At 72.5% G+C, this 16,963-nt stretch carries 17 protein-coding genes; 8 read left to right on the top strand and 9 right to left on the bottom strand.

Annotated features, from left to right (window positions below; translation table 11 throughout):
* Together RIU97_RS23070 and RIU97_RS23065 are read left to right on the top strand one after the other, a co-directional pair.
* Complete coding sequence (locus RIU97_RS23070) at nucleotides 1-843, top strand: ABC transporter ATP-binding protein (RefSeq protein WP_404959481.1); 843 nt, start codon at nucleotides 1-3, stop codon at nucleotides 841-843.
* The gene (locus tag RIU97_RS23065) at nucleotides 840-2,570 is read left to right on the top strand and encodes a transporter (protein WP_404959480.1); all 1,731 of its coding nucleotides are present in this window, start codon (nucleotides 840-842) and stop codon (nucleotides 2,568-2,570) included. The genes RIU97_RS23070 and RIU97_RS23065 overlap by 4 nt, the downstream gene beginning before the upstream one ends.
* A 68-nt stretch (nucleotides 2,571-2,638) precedes the next feature.
* Here RIU97_RS23065 and RIU97_RS23060 read toward each other — a convergent pair whose 3' ends face one another.
* Nucleotides 2,639-2,773, bottom strand: a complete 135-nt coding sequence (locus tag RIU97_RS23060) for a hypothetical protein (protein WP_404959479.1) — start codon at nucleotides 2,771-2,773, stop codon at nucleotides 2,639-2,641.
* Nucleotides 2,774-2,895: 122 nt separating this feature from the next.
* On the opposite strand from RIU97_RS23060, the gene RIU97_RS23055 reads away from it, so the two are divergent.
* From RIU97_RS23055 to RIU97_RS23045, 3 genes are all read left to right on the top strand, one after another.
* On the top strand, nucleotides 2,896-3,054 hold the full coding sequence (locus RIU97_RS23055) for a hypothetical protein (RefSeq protein WP_404959478.1): 159 nt from the start codon (nucleotides 2,896-2,898) through the stop codon (nucleotides 3,052-3,054).
* Between the two features lie 8 nt (nucleotides 3,055-3,062).
* Nucleotides 3,063-3,635 (top strand): hypothetical protein, encoded by a 573-nt coding sequence (locus RIU97_RS23050; protein WP_404959477.1) that lies wholly within the window; start codon nucleotides 3,063-3,065, stop codon nucleotides 3,633-3,635.
* Between the two features lie 170 nt (nucleotides 3,636-3,805).
* Complete coding sequence (locus RIU97_RS23045) at nucleotides 3,806-4,117, top strand: contact-dependent growth inhibition system immunity protein (RefSeq protein ID WP_404959476.1); 312 nt, start codon at nucleotides 3,806-3,808, stop codon at nucleotides 4,115-4,117.
* A gap of 37 nt (nucleotides 4,118-4,154) precedes the next feature.
* On the opposite strand, the gene RIU97_RS23040 is transcribed toward RIU97_RS23045, so the two are convergent.
* Nucleotides 4,155-5,015 (bottom strand): alpha/beta fold hydrolase, encoded by an 861-nt coding sequence (locus RIU97_RS23040; RefSeq protein ID WP_404959475.1) that lies wholly within the window; start codon nucleotides 5,013-5,015, stop codon nucleotides 4,155-4,157.
* Between the two features lie 351 nt (nucleotides 5,016-5,366).
* Complete coding sequence (locus RIU97_RS23035) at nucleotides 5,367-6,059, bottom strand: metal-dependent transcriptional regulator (RefSeq protein WP_319726830.1); 693 nt, start codon at nucleotides 6,057-6,059, stop codon at nucleotides 5,367-5,369.
* 193 nt (nucleotides 6,060-6,252) lie between these two features.
* On the opposite strand from RIU97_RS23035, the gene RIU97_RS23030 reads away from it, so the two are divergent.
* Nucleotides 6,253-7,008 (top strand): SIS domain-containing protein, encoded by a 756-nt coding sequence (locus RIU97_RS23030; RefSeq protein ID WP_404959474.1) that lies wholly within the window; start codon nucleotides 6,253-6,255, stop codon nucleotides 7,006-7,008.
* 26 nt (nucleotides 7,009-7,034) lie between these two features.
* Here RIU97_RS23030 and RIU97_RS23025 read toward each other — a convergent pair whose 3' ends face one another.
* On the bottom strand, nucleotides 7,035-8,351 hold the full coding sequence (locus RIU97_RS23025; RefSeq protein WP_404959473.1) for a PAS domain-containing protein: 1,317 nt from the start codon (nucleotides 8,349-8,351) through the stop codon (nucleotides 7,035-7,037).
* A gap of 273 nt (nucleotides 8,352-8,624) precedes the next feature.
* On the opposite strand from RIU97_RS23025, the gene iscB reads away from it, so the two are divergent.
* Nucleotides 8,625-9,824 (top strand): RNA-guided endonuclease IscB, encoded by a 1,200-nt coding sequence (gene iscB / locus RIU97_RS23020; protein WP_404959472.1) that lies wholly within the window; start codon nucleotides 8,625-8,627, stop codon nucleotides 9,822-9,824.
* Nucleotides 9,825-10,147: 323 nt separating this feature from the next.
* Here the strand turns inward: iscB and pdxH are convergent, their stop codons facing one another.
* The gene (gene pdxH / locus RIU97_RS23015; protein ID WP_404959471.1) at nucleotides 10,148-10,810 is read right to left on the bottom strand and encodes a pyridoxamine 5'-phosphate oxidase; all 663 of its coding nucleotides are present in this window, start codon (nucleotides 10,808-10,810) and stop codon (nucleotides 10,148-10,150) included.
* 200 nt (nucleotides 10,811-11,010) lie between these two features.
* Between pdxH and RIU97_RS23010 the strand changes: the two genes are divergently transcribed.
* The gene (locus RIU97_RS23010; RefSeq protein WP_404959470.1) at nucleotides 11,011-12,117 is read left to right on the top strand and encodes a citrate synthase 2; all 1,107 of its coding nucleotides are present in this window, start codon (nucleotides 11,011-11,013) and stop codon (nucleotides 12,115-12,117) included.
* A gap of 112 nt (nucleotides 12,118-12,229) precedes the next feature.
* Here the strand turns inward: RIU97_RS23010 and RIU97_RS23005 are convergent, their stop codons facing one another.
* The 4 genes from RIU97_RS23005 to RIU97_RS22990 form a co-directional block, all read right to left on the bottom strand.
* Nucleotides 12,230-12,835 carry a TetR/AcrR family transcriptional regulator gene (locus RIU97_RS23005; RefSeq protein WP_404959469.1) on the bottom strand — a complete coding sequence of 202 codons (606 nt, stop codon included), beginning with the start codon at nucleotides 12,833-12,835 and terminating at the stop codon, nucleotides 12,230-12,232.
* Nucleotides 12,823-13,560, bottom strand: coding sequence for an enoyl-CoA hydratase family protein (locus RIU97_RS23000; RefSeq protein WP_404959468.1), 738 nt, complete (start codon nucleotides 13,558-13,560; stop codon nucleotides 12,823-12,825). The genes RIU97_RS23005 and RIU97_RS23000 overlap by 13 nt, the downstream gene beginning before the upstream one ends.
* A 303-nt stretch (nucleotides 13,561-13,863) precedes the next feature.
* Nucleotides 13,864-15,033: an acyl-CoA dehydrogenase family protein gene (locus RIU97_RS22995; RefSeq protein WP_404959467.1), complete on the bottom strand. Its 1,170-nt coding sequence runs from the start codon at nucleotides 15,031-15,033 to the stop codon at nucleotides 13,864-13,866.
* Nucleotides 15,030-16,961 carry an acetyl/propionyl/methylcrotonyl-CoA carboxylase subunit alpha gene (locus tag RIU97_RS22990; RefSeq protein WP_404959466.1) on the bottom strand — a complete coding sequence of 644 codons (1,932 nt, stop codon included), beginning with the start codon at nucleotides 16,959-16,961 and terminating at the stop codon, nucleotides 15,030-15,032. The genes RIU97_RS22995 and RIU97_RS22990 overlap by 4 nt, the downstream gene beginning before the upstream one ends.
* Nucleotides 16,962-16,963: the final 2 nt, after the last annotated feature.

The following is a 16,963-nucleotide window of genomic DNA, read 5'->3' as shown; positions in this document are numbered from 1 at the left end:
ATGCCGGACCAGGGCGATGCGACGGGTGGAGCGTACGGGACGGGTGGCGCGGTGACCGCGCCGTCCGCCGTGCGGGTGGAAGGTCTGTGGAAGCGCTTCGGCGAGCAGGTGGCCGTCGCCGGGATCGACTTGGAGCTGCCCGCGGGCCAGTTCATCGGTCTGGTGGGCCCGAACGGCGCGGGCAAGACGACGACCTTGTCGATGGTGACCGGCCTGCTGCGCCCGGACATGGGGCGCGTCTTCGTGGCGGGGCACGACGTGTGGGCGGACCCCACCGAGGTGAAGGCGCGGATCGGCGTGCTGCCCGAGGGACTGCGGCTCTTCGAGCGGCTGTCGGGGCGCGAACTGCTCGGCTACATGGGCCGCATGCGGGGGCTGCCGGGCGAGGAGACCGACAAGCGGGCGACGCAGCTGCTGGAGGTCCTCGACCTCGCGGGCTCCCAGCACAAGCTGGTCGTGGACTACTCGACGGGCATGCGGAAGAAGATCGGCCTGGCGGCCGCGCTGCTGCACAACCCTGAAGTGCTGTTCCTGGACGAGCCGTTCGAGGGCGTCGACCCGGTGTCGGCGCAGACCATCCGCGGGGTGCTGGAACGTTACACCGCGTCCGGTGCCACGGTCGTCTTCTCCTCCCACGTGATGGAGCTCGTCGAGTCGCTGTGCGACTGGGTGGCCGTGATGGCAGCCGGCCGGATCCGCGCCGCGGGCCCGCTGGCCGACGTACGGGGCTCCGCGCCCTCCCTCCAGGCGGCCTTCCTCGAACTGGTCGGCGCGCACGGGCGCGACGCGGCCGGGGACTCGCTGGAGTGGCTCGGCGGCGGCTCCGGGACGGTCGCGCGATGAGCTCGCCCGCCACCCCCGCCCCGGGGCACACGGGGGCCGGTACCGGTATCGGTGCCACTGCCGGTATCGGTGCCACTGCCGGTGCTGGTGCCGCTGTCGGCACTGGCGCCCCGTCGGCCGCTTCCGTCACCTCCGTCGCGACGGTCCCGCTGACCCCGATCTTCATCCGCCTCAAGCTGTCGCTCCTGCGCAACGGCCTGAAGGGCTCCTCGAAGCGCAAGGCCGCCTACTTCTCGACCCTCGCGTTCGCCCTGCTCGTCGGCTTCTTCCTCACGCTCGGCCTGGCCCTGCTGCGCGGCAACGCCCACGCGGGAACGGTCGTCGTCCTGCTGGCCGCGATCCTGGCGCTCGCCTGGGCGTTCATGCCGCTGTTCTTCCCCACCGGGGACGAGACGCTCGACCCCAGCCGGCTGGTCATGCTGCCGCTGCGCCCGCGTCCTCTCGTACGGGCCCTCTTCGCCTCCTCGCTGGTCGGCATCGGGCCGATGTTCACGCTGTGCCTCGCGGTCGGCTCGGTGGTGGCCGTCGCGCGCGGCGCCGCCGGGGCGGCGGCCGCGGTGGTGGCCGCGCCGCTCCTGCTGCTCGGCTGCGTGGCCCTCGCGCGGGCGGTGGCCACGGCCAACGTGCGGCTGCTGACCAGCCGCAAGGGGCGTGACCTGGCCCTGCTCAGCGGCCTGCTGATCGCGGTGGGCGGGCAGCTGGTCAACTTCGGCAGCCAGCGCCTGTTCCAGGCGGGCGGCTTGTCGACGCTGGAGCCCGCCGAGGCGGTGGTGCGGTGGCTGCCGCCGGCGACCGCCGTCGGCATGGTGGACTCGGCGAGCGAGGGCGCGTACGGGGAGGCGGCCGCCCAGCTGGCCCTGACCCTCGGCGCCCTCGCCGGCCTCCTGTGGTTCTGGGAGCGGAGCCTGACCAAGCTGATGGTCACGCCGGACGGCTCGACCATCGCGGCCGCCCGGCCGACGAAGGAGCGGCGCACGGGCGGCTTCTGGTCCCTGCTGCCCGCCGGCCGGACGGGCGCGGCCATGCAGCGCACCCTGCGCTACGCCGTCCGCGACCCGAAGACCAAGGCCTCCTGGGTGACCGCCCTGGCGATCGGCCTGATCATCCCGGTCTTCAACGCCCTCCAGGGCACCGGGTCCGTCTACCTCGCCTGCTTCGGCGCGGGCATGCTGGGCGTCCAGATGTACAACCAGTTCGGGCAGGACACCTCGGCGTTCTGGATGGTCGCGCAGACCATCTCCAGCACGCGTGACGCGTACGTGGAACTGCGCGCCCGCGCCGCCGCGCTGGCCCTCGTCACGGTCCCGTACACGGTCCTCGTCACCGTGATCACGGCCGCGCTGGTCGGCAACTGGCGTGCCTTCCCGGCGGCCACGGGCCTGGCCCTGGCCCTGCTGGGCTCGATGCTCTGCACGGGCGCGCTGGCCTCGGCCCGCTTCCCGTACTCCATCCCGTCGGACGGCGCCTTCAAGAACGTCGTCCCGAGCCAGGCCGGGCTCGCCTGGTCGGGCATCTTCGGCGGGATGCTGGCCTCGGCGGTGGTCTGCGCCCCGGTGATCGTCCTGACGATCTGGCTCAACGTGGCCGACCACCACGACGTTTCCTGGATCGTGCTGCCCGTGGGCGTGGCCTGGGGCGCGCTGGCCACCTGGGCGGGCCTGCGGCTGGCGGCCCCGACGGTGGCGCGGAAGCTGCCGGAGATCCTGTGGGCGGTCAGCAAGGGCTGAGAACGGCGAAAGGGCCGGCCTCCGCTCCCGAGAGGGAGCGGAGGCCGGCCCTTTCTGCGACTACAGGCTTATTCCCAGGCGGTGGTCGCGGTGACGTGGGTGTCGCCGTCGGCGTTCTGGCCGGCGAGGGCCGGGATGAGCGCGGCGAGGGCGAGGGCGGCGACGGCGGCGACCGCGGCCTTGGCGATACGAGTGCGAAGCATGGGGATGTTCCTCTGCGAAAGCTGGGTGAGCATGTGGTCCGGCCTCGCGTCCGGCGGTGACGTTTCGTGCTGGTGATCATCACCTTAGTCACAGCCCGGGGCGGGAAGAAACGCTTCCACTCGTGGGGTCCGGCACAGTCGGTCCGGGTACAGCCGGCGGGGAGCAGGACGAGCGCGTCCAGGCCGGCCCCGTCCGCGACGCCCATGGGGTGAGCACGCGCCTCAAGTACGACGCGAGCCTCAATCCGCCCTTCATCGTCGCCACGTCGATGCCCGAATAATGGATCCGATGATGCACGATCTCACCGCGAAAGCCTGGGCAAACGGACTTGCCCTGTACGAGGACCGCTGGGCATTGGCGGCCGTGGCCCCACGTGATCACACGGAATGGTGGTTCGACGTCGCGGCGATCATGCGCGGTGAGACCACTGATCCGCGGGGCTGGGCGACACTCGATCCGTACGAGGAGGAGGTCGACCGCGAGGTCCAGACGTTCGCCTGGATCGAGCCCCCCAGCACTCCGGCGGACGTGGCGCGGTTTCGGCGCTCCGTCCATGAACTCCCGCGGTCCTCGGCCAAGTCGCTGATGGTCCTTATCGCACTCGTCGGCATGAATGCGTCGAAGACCTGGCACTTCGAGGAGCGTCGACCAGAGATGGAACGCCGCGCCGTGCTACTGCTCTCACGCTTTCCCGACGGCACCCGCTTCTACTCCAACATCGCCTGGGAAGGCGAACAGCCAGATTTCTACGAGCAGCCGGTCAACGGGACCTTTCCCTTCAGCCGAAGCCGTTGGGACGCAGGCCTGATCGCGGTCAACGACACCGAAGTCGCCATGATCTGGACCTTTGAAGCTCTGTGACCCTCCCGCCCCGACCCGGTCGGCCGCGTCCTGCTCCAGGCCATGGCGTTCGCCGGGCGCGGGCCGGTGGACGTGCGTGCCGCTCGGGTGGTGCTGCGGCGCGAGCCCGTCGCCCCCAACGGCTTCGTCGTGCAACCACCGTCCCGATCTACCTGTAGAGGCCGTCCCCGATGTCCATGAAGCCCATCGACTTCGACCGCCGCTACGGCGAGCTGAACCAGGTGATCAGCGCCTACGTCGGCCAGCCCGCCGACCACGAGGCAGCCGTACGCGCATACGACGCCTCGACGGACCGCTCCCTCGTGACCCGCCTCATCGGCGAGATCCGCGAGCTGCTCGCTCTCGGGCCGGACGAGGCGGAACATGCCCTCGCCGTGGCAGAGCTGGGCATGGAACTCGACCCGCCGACACCTCATTCGACGGGCAGCTGGCTCAGCGCTGTGGCCGATCAGCTGGGCGGCTTCCGGCCCGAGTACGCGTAGTCGGCCACTGGCCCGCTGCGCAGGATGCTCGGGCCCGTCACGGTGCCTCGGCCTTGATGCCGTCCAGGAAGGGCTCCACGGCCGCGCGCCAGGCCGTCGGCTGGTCGTAGTGGAGGTAGTGGCCGGCGTCGGGGATCTCCGCGTACTGGCCGGCCGGGAGGACGCGGACCATCTCCTGGGCCTCGGCCCGGCCCAGCTCTCCGTCCAGGCCGCGGACCACGAGGGTGGGGCAGCGGACCTGGGCCAGCTCCTCCCAGTGGGCGTCGTGGACCCAGGTCTCGCGGGCCGTCAGCATCTGGCGGCGGGAGAAGAGGGGGCGCCAGCCGTCCGGGGCCTCGTGCATGACCTCGGCGAAGAAGGCACCGCGGGCGGGGTCGGGGCGCTCCACCCGGGGGTCGTCCTCGCCGAACCAGCGGCGGGCCGCGTCCTGGGTGGGGAAGGGCAGGGGCCAGCGGTGGAACCAGTCCTCCCACTCCTGCTGGGAGGCCGCGCCGAGGGCCGAGGCGCGCATGTCGCAGATGACGAGGGCTTCGACGAGGTCCGGGCGGCGGGCCGCGAGCTGCCAGGCGGTGAGGGCGCCCATGGAGTGGCCGATGAGGGTCACGGGGGCGAGGCCGAGCTGCTCGACGGCGGCCTCGGCGTCGGCCACGAACGCCTCGCGTGTGTAGGGGCCGCCGGGCGGGCGGTCGCTCTGCCCGTGGCCGCGCTGGTCCAGGGCCACCACGCGGCGGTTCTCGCGGAGCCAGCGGGCGGTGCCGGACCAGTGGAAGGCGCGGCCCATCAGCCCGTGCAGTAACAGCACTCCGGGGCGGGGGCCGGCCTCGGCGGCCGTATCGCGGAACTCCCAGGCGGCCAGGCGGACACCTCCGGCCCCTGTCACATCGACGCGCTGTACCACCGCAGATGCACCCCCTTCGCTCCCCGTCAGACTATCGAACCCGTATTCGAAAACAGGGTTCTCGCCCACAACACCGCTCTTTCGAGTGACCTTGCTCAAGGATTGGCCGCCGCTGCCGATGGAGATCCTTTCAACAGGGAGGCGGGCCGCTCGGGGAAGACGGTCCGAAGGGGAGACCTTGAGAGCTCGGGGCTCCGGGTCACAAGGGGAGGACCGGTCCCGGCGCCGCAAGGCGCCGGGACCGCCCACTTCCCACCAGTCCAACGAAACGAATCCGCTCCGGCAACGAATCGACGCCGGCGCTCGCGATCGCCCGCGTCGAAGTGGTGGAGGTCGTCCGGGTCGTCGAGGTCAGCGCTTCGCCACGAAGACGTGGGAGGCGACCTCCGCGTCCAGCTCGGCGGCCTCGCCGCCACTGCCGACCAGCACACCCCCCGGGGACTCCGTCACGCTCACCACCGAGCCGGGCTGAACGCCCGCCCGCCGCAGCGTGTACATCAGCTGGGCGTCCGTCTGGATCGGCTCGCCGATCCGGCGGACTACCACGGTCTTGCCCTCCGCGCCCGGGTCGAGCTCGGACAGGCTGACCATGCCGTCCTCCAGGAACGGGTCCGCCTCGGCCTTCTCGCCCAGCTCCTCCAGCCCCGGGATCGGGTTCCCGTACGGCGATTCGGTCGGGTGGCGCAGCAGCTCCAGCACCCGACGCTCCACCGCCTCGCTCATCACGTGCTCCCAGCGGCAGGCCTCGGCGTGCACCTGCTCCCACTCCAGACCGATGACGTCGACGAGCAGGCACTCCGCGAGCCGGTGCTTGCGCATCACCCGCGTCGCCAGCCGTCGCCCCTCCTCGGTCAGCTCCAGGTGCCGGTCGCTGGCGACGGCCACCAGGCCGTCCCGCTCCATCCGCGCCACCGTCTGGCTCACCGTCGGGCCGCTCTGGTCCAGCCGTTCGGCGATACGGGCGCGCATGGGGACCACACCTTCCTCCTCCAGCTCGAGGATGGTGCGGAGATACATCTCCGTGGTATCGATCAGTCCGGACATTCGTGCCCCTCGGATTGCGTGCGCTGGCCCTGCCCCCAATTCTGACGCATCGGGCCGACAACCGTCCCGTGCCGACGGTCAAGACCGGTCCCGGACATCTCGTGGCGTCCGTATTGACACGCCCTTGGTCCAGACCGCACGGTGAGCGGCGGACACGGACGCACCCCCCCACCTCCGGAAGGGCCATCGTCGTATGAGCGAGAGCAAGCTGGCCGGTCAGTTCTTCGACGCCGCCATCGGTCTGCTGGAGCGGGTGCGGGACGAGGAGGCCCCGCACATCGCGGAGGCCGGCTCCCTCATCGCCGACGCCGTCGCCTCCGGCAACCGGCTCTTCGCCTTCGGCGCCGGGCACTCCTCGCTGCCCGCCCAGGACGTGGTCTACCGGGCCGGCGGCATGGCCCTGATGAACTTCCTCGCCGTCCCCGGCACCGTCGGCATCGACGTCATGCCCGCGACCCTGGGCAGCGCCCTGGAACGGGTCGACGGCCTCGCCGCCGCCGTCCTGGACAGCAGCCCCGCCTCCGACGGCGACGTCCTCGTGATCATCTCCCTCTCCGGGCGCAACGCCCTGCCCGTCGAGATGGCCATGAACGCCCGCGCCATCGGCCTCAAGGTCATCGGCGTGACCTCGGTGGCGTACGCGACCGGGACCAAGTCGCGGCACGTCTCCGGCAGCTTCCTGAAGGACCACTGCGACGTCGTCCTCGACAGCAAGATCGCGGTCGGGGACGCCGAGCTCAGCATCGACGGCATCGACGCGCCCTTCGCCCCCGCCTCCACCGTCGTGACCAGCGCGATCATGCAGGCGGTCATGGCGGCCGCGGCAGGCGAGCTCGCCGCGCGCGGGGTGGAGCCGCCGCTGCTGCGCTCGGGCAACGTCGACGGCGGCCACGAGTGGAACGGCCGCGTGATGCGGGAGTACGGCGACCGGATCTTCTTCCGCCACTGACCGGGCGGTCCGGGTCGCGGCGGGCACTAGCCCGGCCGGTGCCCGCCCGCCGCCAGGTCCAGATCGGCGGCCACCCGGGCCGCGACCTCCTCCGCGTACTCCGCGTCCGCACGCTCGAAGGCCGCCCGCGTGGGCCCGCGCACGAACGTCAGCGCCCCCAGGGTCCGCCCCCGGCTGCGCAGCACCGTGCACAGCACGTGCGCCGCGCCCTCGGGCCACTGCCGGGCCCGCGCCCACTCCGCGTCCGCCTCGCCGCGCGGGGCGCTGGTGCGCACCGAGCCGATCCGGTCCAGGGCCTGGAGGGCGGGATGCCCGGCCGCGTACCGGACCGGGATCGACCCGGGCCCCGGCAGCGCCGGCGGGGACGCGGCGGACCGTACGAGCCTTCGCCGCTCGGGGTCGGCCGCGGGATCCAGTACGTCCAGCAGCACGTGCTCGGCGAAACCGGCAAGGGCGAAGTCCAGGCGTACGGCGGCCGCCTCCGCCGGGTCCTCGCACTCGGCGGCGGCCCGCCCCGCGCGGTGGAGCTGGTGGGACCGGAACCGCAGCTGCGCGGTGTCCAGCTGCTCCTGCCGGGCCTGGGTGACGTCCTGGAACAGCCAGCCGACGCCCAGCGGCACGGGCTCCTCCGCGAGCGGCGAGGCCAGTCGCAGGAACCCGCACCGCCAGCACCTGCGCCGCACCCCCTCGGCGGTCCGCACCGACACCCACATCTCCACCGGCGCGGGCGGCGCCCCCTCGGCGAGCACGTGCTGGAGCGCGCCTTCGAGTTCCTCCACGCCCTGGGTGAGCAGCTCCCCGAGCGGGCGCCCGAGCAGGGCGGTCCGGCCGGTCCCGAAGGCGCGCGCGGCGTGCGCGTTGACCACGGCGGGCCGCAGGTCGACGTCGACGAGGACGACGCCCCACGAGGCGTCCTCCATCAGGGCCTCGCTCAGCGCGATGGACCGCTCGAGGTCGATCTGCGCGTGCACCTCGCTGAAGGCGCAGTACACCCCGGCGGGTTTTCCGTCCGCACCCGGCACCCCGGCGGACTGGGTCCGTACGAGGACGCGCCCGCCGTCCTTGGTGAGCAGCGCGAACTCGTGCACCTGCCGGCCGGGCACGTGCTGGGCGGCCATGAGTCTGTCCTGCACGTCGTGTGCGTCGGCGGCCCGCACCGCCCACCCCTCGAACCCCTTGCGCCCCACGGCCTCGCCGGCGGACCAGCCCAGGATCCGTTCGGCCTCGCGGTTCCAGTGGGTGATCACGCCGTCGGCGTCGAACGCGCACAGGGCGGCGTCCATCCCGTCCAGCAGCGCTGCGAGCAGATCGTCTGCGGTCTCGTTACGTCCGGAAGCAGTCACCTGGCACCCCCAGCAGGTGTTCGCGTGTGCGGCACGTCGGATCATTCAACTGGAACGTGACGCAGCCCACACTGCATTCAGGGAAATCAGTACGCCTCCCCTACTGCCCGGGAAAGCACGACCCGCACGACCACACGTTCGAGTGACCTCTCTTGATCGGCTCACGGACTCCCGGCGACAACGCCGGGCACCGGTGTGGAACATGGGCGAGGGGAGATCGGCGCGGTCCGCACCGGGACACGTCGGCGGCACGCCCGATCCGCCGCTTCGGCAGTGGAGACGGCAGAGACCGGGAGCGGTGACGCTCCCCGCCTGGCAGCGAGCCGGGTGTTCGTACTGGCGAAGGGGGGCGAACCGCTCATGTCCTGCCATCCGGCCCGTGCACGCGAGTTACTCGACAGTGGACGTGCCGTCGTGGCGCGGCGGGCTCCGTTCGCCATCCGGCTCAAGCACAGGACCCGTGCGGGCTCTGCCGTAGGGGGCGTACAGCTGCGCCTTGATCCAGGCTCCAAGGCGACGGGCGTCGCCATCACGGATGAACACCTCCGGGTCGGCTCGAAGGGACGAACCACGGTCGCCCGCCGGGGTCTGATCACGATCGAACTCCGGCACCGGGGGCAACAGATCCGCGGCGGCATGATGCGACGCGCCGCCTATCGCCGCCGAAGGCGCTCGGCGAACCTCCGGTACCGGGCGCCCCGGCACGACAACCGCCCCCGGCCGGACGGCTGGCTTCCCCCGTCTGTGCGCCATCGCGTCGACTCGACCATGTCCGTTGTCATGCGACTGCGCCGATACGCACCGGTGCGTGAGATCCACGTGGAACAGGTCGCGTTCGACACGGCCGCATTCGCCGGAGCCATTCCGTCCGGCGCACTTGAAAGCACCACGTCGACGCACGGCGGATCCGAGATCCGTGAGTTTCTCCTGGCCAAATGGAAGGGATCTTGCACCTACTGCGACGCCACAGGGGTGCCTCTCAACATCGAACACGTCCGCCCACGAAGCCGCGGTGGATCGGACCGGGTGTCGAACCTCGTCCTCGCCTGTGTTCCCTGCAACCAGGCAAAGGGGACGGCGCCCATCGAAGAGTTCCTCTCCGACCAGCCGGCCCGCCTGGAACGCGTGATCATCCAGCTGAGGAGACCACTACAGGACGTGGCCGCCATGAACGCCACCAGGCTCCAGCTCGTGAAGGAGCTCGCAGGCCAGGGTGTGCCGGTGCACGCATGGTCGGGCGGGCGTACCCGCTGGAACGGGGACCTGGTAGCGGCCGTCGTCCCCCAGGGGAAGTGGGCCGGCAGCTGGGTGGGACGCATCGCGGTCCGAACCAGTGGTCAGCATCGCATCACCACGTTGACCAGCCGCTTTGATGTCTCCCACCGGAATTTGCGGCTACTCCAGAGAGCCGATGGATACGCCTACGGATTCGCCGCCGAAATTCGATTGAGCGAACGGCACGGGCCTGCCTAGAGTAGACACACACTGAAAGGAGGTGATCCCGGAAATGTATGAAATCCGGACGCGTGAGGTGGCTGCGGGCTAAGCGCCCGTCGTCGCACGCACCCAGTGCGGTGCCCGGCGGGATCGCCAGGCGCCAATCCACAGCAGTCACCCGACCCGCGGGCTCGCCGGTACGTCCGGCCGGCTTCTCTCACTGCAGGAGAGAGACCCAGAGCCCGCGGGTCGCCTGCGTTCACCGCTCCCGCTCGGGGTGAGCAGGGCCCGGGCGGCCGCCCGGGAGCGGTTCGTGCGGGCGGGCCGCTGACCGAACCCTCCCGCCCGGCGGCGCGCGGCTACGGGCAGAGCCGCTCGACGCGCCACTTGCCCGCGTCCAGGACGTAGCGCAGCCGGTCGTGCAGGCGGTTCTCGTGCCCCTGCCAGAACTCCACCTCTTCCGGGACCACGCGCAGGCCGCCCCATTCCGGCGGGACCGGGACCTGCTCGCCCTCCGGGTAGCGGGCGTCGAGCTCGGCGTAGCGGCGGTCCAGTTCCGCGCGGGAGCCGATCACGCTGGACTGTTCGCTCGCCCAGGCGCCCAGCTGGGAGCCGTGCGGGCGGGAGCGGAAGTACGCCGCCGTCTCGTCCCGGCCGATGCGGGACACGGTGCCGGTGACGATCACCTGGCGCGAGATGGGGTGCCAGGGGAAGAGCAGGGCTGCGTGCGGGTTCTCGGCGAGCTCGCGGCCCTTGCGGGACGCGTAGTTGGTGAAGAAGACGAAGCCTCGCCCGTCGAACTGCTTCATCAGCACCGTGCGCGAGCTGGGCCGGCCGTCGGGGGTGGCCGTCGAGACGACCATCGCGTTCGGTTCGAAGAGGTGCGAGTCCGCGGCCTGCTGGAACCACAGGGCGAACTGGTCCATCGGATGCTCGGCGAGGGTCTCCTCGAGGACGATTTCCGAGCGGTACTGCTTGCGCATCGTGGCGGGGTCAATGTCCTGGTCGGTCACGCTGGCCATCCTGCCGCAGGCGGGCCGGTGACGGTGTGCCGTATGTCACGCTTCCGCAGTCGAGGCGGAGCGGCCAAAATCTTGGGGCCGGTCCGAAGGTCGCCACGCGGGTGACCAACGGCCGTGCCGGGCATCAACGGGGATGACCGCGCCGGACCGCGAGTCACGCCGGGAGCCGCGCGTGTTCGCACTATCTGAGGAGCCGCCTGATGTCCGACTTCGTACCCGGGCTCGAAGGGGTCGTCGCGTTCGAGACCGAGATCGCCGAACCGGATAAGGAAGGCGGTTCCCTCCGCTACCGCGGGGTCGACATCGAGGATCTCGTCGGGCACGTCTCCTTCGGCAATGTCTGGGGCCTGCTGGTCGACGGTGCCTTCAACCCCGGCCTGCCCGCCGCCGAGCCCTTCCCCATCCCCGTCCACTCCGGTGACATCCGCGTCGACGTGCAGTCCGCGCTCGCGATGCTCGCCCCCGTGTGGGGTCTGAAGCCACTGCTGGACATCGACGAGCAGACCGCCCGCGACGACCTGGCGCGCGCGGCCGTGATGGCGCTGTCGTACGTCGCCCAGTCCGCCCGCGGCCAGGGCCTGCCGATGGTGCCGCAGCGGGAGATCGACAAGGCCGAGTCCGTGGTCGAGCGGTTCATGATCCGCTGGCGGGGCGAGCCGGACCCGAAGCACGTCAAGGCCGTCGACGCGTACTGGACCTCGGCCGCCGAGCACGGCATGAACGCCTCCACGTTCACCGCGCGGGTGATCGCGTCGACCGGCGCGGACGTCGCCGCCGCGCTCTCCGGCGCCGTGGGCGCCATGTCCGGGCCGCTGCACGGCGGCGCACCCTCCCGCGTGCTCGGCATGATCGAGGAGATCGAGCGCACCGGCGACGCCGTGGCGTACGTGAAGAAGGCCCTGGACAAGGGCGAGCGGCTGATGGGCTTCGGACACCGCGTCTACCGCGCCGAGGACCCGCGCGCCCGCGTGCTGCGCCGCACCGCCAAGGAGCTCGACGCGCCGCGCTACGAGGTGGCCGCCGCGCTGGAGAAGGCCGCACTGGAGGAGCTGCACGCGCGCCGCCCCGACCGGGTGCTGGCCACCAACGTGGAGTTCTGGGCCGCGATCATGCTGGACTTCGCGGAGGTCCCGGCGCACATGTTCACCTCCATGTTCAGCTGCGCCCGTACCGCCGGCTGGTCGGCGCACATCCTGGAGCAGAAGCGCACGGGCCGCCTGGTGCGGCCGTCGGCCCGCTACACGGGGCCGGGCCGGCGCAACCCGCAGCAGATCGAGGGCTACGCGGACATCGCCGCGACCGCGTGACCGCGTGACCGCGTGACCGCGTGACCGCGTAGACGGGCAACCGCTGGGCGCCGTATCCCGATACCGGGGTGCGGCGCCCTGTCGTTTCCCCCGCCGCTTCCCGGCCGGGGCCTCAGGGCAGGGCGGCGTCGAGGATGCGGGCCCACTGGGCGACCACGCGGGCCCGGCGGGCCGTGTCGTCGGTGAGGACGTTGGCCAGGCCCAGGCCGCGAGCCATGTCGAGGAGCCCCTGCACGGTCTCCCGTACGCCCGGCGCGGACTCGTCGGCGCCCAGCAGCTCCACGGCGATGCGGTGGGTCTCGCGGCCGACCCGGGCCTCCAGTTCGGTGACCCGGGGACGCAGCTGCTCCTCGTTGGAGGCGGCGACCCACAGCTGGAGCGCGGCCCGGAAGAGGGTGCCCGTGTAGAGGTCCACGAGTGCCTGCACCACGACGGGGCGGGCGGCCGGGCCGGCGTGGAACAGGTCGCGCAGGGCCGTGGACCTCTCCTCGGCGACGTACTCGACGGCCGCGGTGAACAGGTCCTCGCGGGTCGGGAAGTGGTGCTGGGCGGCTCCGCGCGAGACGCCGGCCCGTTCGGCGACGACGGCGACGGTGGAACCGGCCCAGCCGTGTTCCGCCAGACAGGACACGGCCGCCTCCAGGAGGTGGCGGCGGGTGACGCGGCTGCGCGCCTGCTTGGGGCCGGCCGCGCCGGTCGTGCCGGTCACAGTGCCCATGACGGTTCCCGGCGCTCGAAGCGGGCGGTGATGCCCTCACGGGCCTCGGCGGACGCGAAGAGCTCACCGGACAGCTCCGTCAGACGGGCCCCGTCGCGCTGCAGGGCCTCGCGCACGGCGGCGGCGGTCAGCGCCTTGGTCGCGGCCAGGCCCTGCGGCGAGGCCTTGCGCAGGCCGGCGAGTACGGGCTCCAGGGCCTCGTCCACGTCCTCGGCGTGCAGGGTGAGCAGCCCGATCCGGGCGGCCTCGGCGGCGTCGAAGGCCTCGGCGGTGAGGAAGTAGCGGGCGGCGGCGCGGGGGTCCAGGCGCGGGAGCAGCGGCATGGAGATCACCGCGGGGGCGAGGCCGAGGTGGGTCTCGGTGAAGGCGTAGGTGGACTTCGGGCCGGCGGCGGCGATGTCGCAGACGCCGAGCAGCCCGAGGCCGCCGGCCCGGACGTGGCCGGTGACGCGGGCGAGCACGGGCTTGGACAGCTCGGCGATCTCGCGGAGCAGGGCGAGGAAGTCGGCCGGGGCGCTGGGGGACTTGAGGTCGGCCCCGGAGCAGAAGGTGTTGCCGGTGTGCGTGAGGACGAGGGCCCGGACCGCCGGGTCCGCGGCTGCGGTGGCGAGGGCAGCGCGGGTCGCGGCGACGAGCTCTGCGGAGAGGGCGTTGCGGTTGGCCGGGGAGTCGAGGGTGAGGGTGGTGACTCCGGCCGCGGTTGCGGTGTGAACGGGTTGGACCATGTCTCCTCCGGAGGGGTGTGCGGGTATCCGTGCTGGCCGGGATCCTCCCGGGGAGGGTATGCGGGTCGCCTGCGGCGTCGCTCCCCCGGCCCCGCCGAAGCCCGGCCCCGCCGAGCCCTGGGGCTCCGCCCCAGACCCTCCCCCAGATTCCGTCCGGGGGACCCCCACGCCTCAGACGCCGGCGGGGCTCAAAGATCGCCTCAATCGCCGGCGGGGCTGGATGTGGCCGGCGTCAGCCTGCAAGTGCGAGCAGGGCCGGGCACTTCGGCCCCTCCGGCGTTTGAGGAGCGGGGTGCGGGGCGGTCAGTAGGACTTGGGGAGGCCCAGGGTTTGGTGGGAGATGAAGTTGAGGATCATCTCGCGGCTGACCGGGGCGATCCGGGCCACGCGGGAGGCGGTGATGAGGGAGGCGAGCCCGTACTCGCGGGTGAGGCCGTTGCCGCCGAGGGTGTGTACGGCCTGGTCCACCGCGTGGACGCAGGCCTCCCCCGCCGCGTACTTCGCCATGTTCGCCGCCTCCCCCGCCCCCATGTCGTCCCCCGCGTCGTACAGGCGGGCAGCCTTCTGCATCATCAGGCGGGCCAGTTCGAGCTCGATGTGCGCCGCGGCCAGCGGGTGGGCCACGGCCTGGTGCGCGCCGATGGGCGCCTTCCACACCTGCCGGGTCTTCGCGTAGTCCACGGCCTTGGCGAGGGCGTAACGGCCCATCCCGATGGCGAAGGCGGCGGTCATGATCCGCTCGGGGTTGAGTCCGGCGAACAGCTGGAACAGGCCCGCGTCCTCGTCGCCGACGAGCGCGTCGGCGGGGAGCCGCACCTCGTCGAGGACGAGCTCGAACTGCTTCTCCGCGGCCTGGAGTTCCATGTCGATGACCGAGCGGGAGAAGCCGGGGGCGTCACGGGGGACGATGAACAGGCAGGGCTTGAGGCTGCCGGTCCGGGCGTCCTCGGTGCGGCCGACGATGAGGGTGGCGTCGGCGATGTCGACGCCGGAGATGAAGGCCTTGCGGCCGGTGAGGATCCAGTCGTCGCCGTCGCGGCGGGCCGTGGTCGTGATCCGGTGGGAGTTGGAGCCGGCGTCGGGTTCGGTGATGCCGAAGGCCATGGTGCGGCTGCCGTCGGCGAGGCCCGGGAGCCAGGCCCGCTTCTGGGCCTCGGTGCCGAAGCGGGAGATGACCGTGCCGCAGATGGCGGGCGAGACGACCATCATCAGGAGCGGGCAGCCCGCCGCGCCCAGTTCCTCCAGGACGATGGACAGTTCGGCGATGCCGCCGCCCCCGCCGCCATACTCCTCGGGCAGGTTGACCCCGAGGTAGCCGAGCTTCGCGGCGTCGGCCCACAGCTCGTCGGGGTGGCCGCCTTCGCGGGCGACGCCGGCGAGGTACTCGCGGCCGTAGCGCTGCCCGAGGGCGGCGACCGCCGTGCGCAGGGCCTGGTGCTCTTCGGTCTCGATGGTGCTGGTGGCGGAGCTCATGACTGCGGTTCCTCCTGGACTACGGCGAGCAGGGCGCCGAATTCGACCTGTTGGCCGGTGGCGGCGTGGAGCGCGGTGAGCGTGCCGGAGGCGGGAGCGAGGATGCGGTGCTCCATCTTCATGGCCTCCAGCCAGAGCAGGGGCTGTCCGGCGGTGACGGGGCTGCCGGGGGCGAGGCCCTCGGCGATGCGGACGACGGTGCCGGGCATGGAGGCGAGCAGGGAGCCCGGTTCGGTCCGGTCCTGGGGGTCGGGGAACCGGGGGAGGGGGTTGAGGGTGTGGGCGCCGAGCACGGAATCCACGTAGATCTCGGTCGCGTCCGCCCTGTTCGAATTACGTTTCACGTGGAACACCCGCCGGATTCCCTCGATTTCGAGGGTGACGAGGGTGGGGGTGGCGGCCAGGACCCGGATACCGGGGTGGTCGACGAGCCGGCCGCCCTGGTAGCGGACCTCGTACTCCGCGCCGGCCACCGCGTACCGGCGGATCTGCGGCTGGGAGCGGACGTTGCGCCAGCCGCCGAGGCGGGCGGCGAGCGGGGCGTCCGGGGCGGGGGCCGCCTCAGCGAGTGCGGCGGCGAGGGCCGCCTGGGTGGCGTCCGGTGCCCCCTCGGTGAGGGCGTGGAGGTGGCGCTCGTAGAAGCCGGTGTCGAGCTGCCCGGCGGTGAACTCCGGGTGGCGCAGGGACCGTACGAGGAGCTCGCGGTTGGTGGTGAGCCCGTGGATGCGGGCTCCGGCGAGGGCGTGGGCGAGGGCCCGTACGGCCTCGGCGCGGGTGGGGGCGTGGGCGATGACCTTGGCGAGCATGGGGTCGTAGTGGATGCCGACCGTGTCCCCGTCGGTGAATCCGGTGTCCACGCGGACGTCGCCCGGGACGGCGAGGGTGTGCAGGGCCCCGGTCTGCGGGCGCCAGTCCTGGGCCGGGTCCTCGGCGTAGAGGCGGGCCTCGACGGCGTGGCCGGTGGGCTCCGGCGGCGACGGGGGCAGGGCCTCGCCCTCGGCGACGCGCAGCTGGAGGGCGACGAGGTCGAGGCCGAAGACTGCTTCGGTGACGGGGTGTTCGACCTGGAGGCGGGTGTTCATCTCCAGGAAGTACGGGCGTCCGTCGGGGGTGACGAGGAACTCGACGGTGCCGGCGCCCCGGTAGGAGACGGCGCGGGCGGCGGCGACGGCGGCGGCGTGGAGGTTCTCGCGCAGGGCTCGCGGCAGGCCGGGCGCCGGGGCCTCCTCGATGACCTTCTGGTGGCGGCGCTGGAGGGAGCAGTCGCGGGTACCGAGCGCCCAGACGGTGCCGTGGGCGTCGGCGAGGATCTGCACCTCGACGTGGCGGCCGCGCTCGACGTAGGGCTCGGCGAAGACCTCGCCGTCGCCGAAGGCCGAGCGGGCTTCGGCGGAGGCCGCGTCGAGGGCCTCCTCGAGGCCCGCGAGGTCGCGGACCACGCGCATCCCGCGTCCGCCGCCGCCGGCCGCGGCCTTCAGGAGCAGGGGCAGGTCGGCGGAGGTGGCGGCGGCCGGCTCGACGGGGTCCAGGAGCGGCACCCCGGCGGCGCGCATCAGGTCCTTGGCCCGGGTCTTGGAGGCCATGGCCTCGATGGCCTCGGGCGGCGGGCCGATCCAGGTCAGGCCGGAGTCCTGGACCTCGCGGGCGAAGCCGGCGTTCTCGGAGAGGAAGCCGTAGCCGGGGTGGACGGCGTCGGCGCCGGCGGCGAGGGCGGCCTTGATGATCAGGTCGCCGCGCAGGTAGGTGTCGGCGGGGGCCGCACCGGGCAGGCGTACGGCCGCGTCGGCGTCGCGCACGTGCAGGGCGTCGGCGTCCGGGTCGGAGTGGACGGCGACGGTGGCCAGGCCCAGGGCGCGGGCGGTGCGGAAGATCCGTACGGCGATCTCGCCGCGGTTGGCGACGAGCAGGGAGCTGATCGGCTGCATCATGT

Source organism: Streptomyces sp. 147326 (assembly GCF_045000215.1).
GTDB lineage: Bacteria > Actinomycetota > Actinomycetes > Streptomycetales > Streptomycetaceae > Streptomyces.
The sequence above is the reverse complement of the archived record's forward strand: the minus strand, read 5'-3'. Positions and strand labels throughout refer to the sequence as shown.

Bases quoted from the DNA above. Each gene is read 5' to 3' on its own strand.
- RIU97_RS23070 (WP_404959481.1), top strand. From the start codon at position 1: ATGCCGGACCAGGGCGATGCGACGGGTGGAGCGTACGGGACGGGTGGC.
- RIU97_RS23065 (WP_404959480.1), top strand. From the start codon at position 840: ATGAGCTCGCCCGCCACCCCCGCCCCGGGGCACACGGGGGCCGGTACC.
- RIU97_RS23060 (WP_404959479.1), bottom strand. From the start codon at position 2,773: ATGCTTCGCACTCGTATCGCCAAGGCCGCGGTCGCCGCCGTCGCCGCC.
- RIU97_RS23050 (WP_404959477.1), top strand. From the start codon at position 3,063: ATGATGCACGATCTCACCGCGAAAGCCTGGGCAAACGGACTTGCCCTG.
- RIU97_RS23045 (WP_404959476.1), top strand. From the start codon at position 3,806: ATGTCCATGAAGCCCATCGACTTCGACCGCCGCTACGGCGAGCTGAAC.
- RIU97_RS23035 (WP_319726830.1), bottom strand. From the start codon at position 6,059: ATGTCCGGACTGATCGATACCACGGAGATGTATCTCCGCACCATCCTC.
- RIU97_RS23030 (WP_404959474.1), top strand. From the start codon at position 6,253: ATGAGCGAGAGCAAGCTGGCCGGTCAGTTCTTCGACGCCGCCATCGGT.
- pdxH (WP_404959471.1), bottom strand. From the start codon at position 10,810: ATGGCCAGCGTGACCGACCAGGACATTGACCCCGCCACGATGCGCAAG.
- RIU97_RS23010 (WP_404959470.1), top strand. From the start codon at position 11,011: ATGTCCGACTTCGTACCCGGGCTCGAAGGGGTCGTCGCGTTCGAGACC.
- RIU97_RS23005 (WP_404959469.1), bottom strand. From the start codon at position 12,835: ATGGGCACTGTGACCGGCACGACCGGCGCGGCCGGCCCCAAGCAGGCG.
- RIU97_RS23000 (WP_404959468.1), bottom strand. From the start codon at position 13,560: ATGGTCCAACCCGTTCACACCGCAACCGCGGCCGGAGTCACCACCCTC.
- RIU97_RS22995 (WP_404959467.1), bottom strand. From the start codon at position 15,033: ATGAGCTCCGCCACCAGCACCATCGAGACCGAAGAGCACCAGGCCCTG.
- RIU97_RS22990 (WP_404959466.1), bottom strand. From the start codon at position 16,961: ATGATGCAGCCGATCAGCTCCCTGCTCGTCGCCAACCGCGGCGAGATC.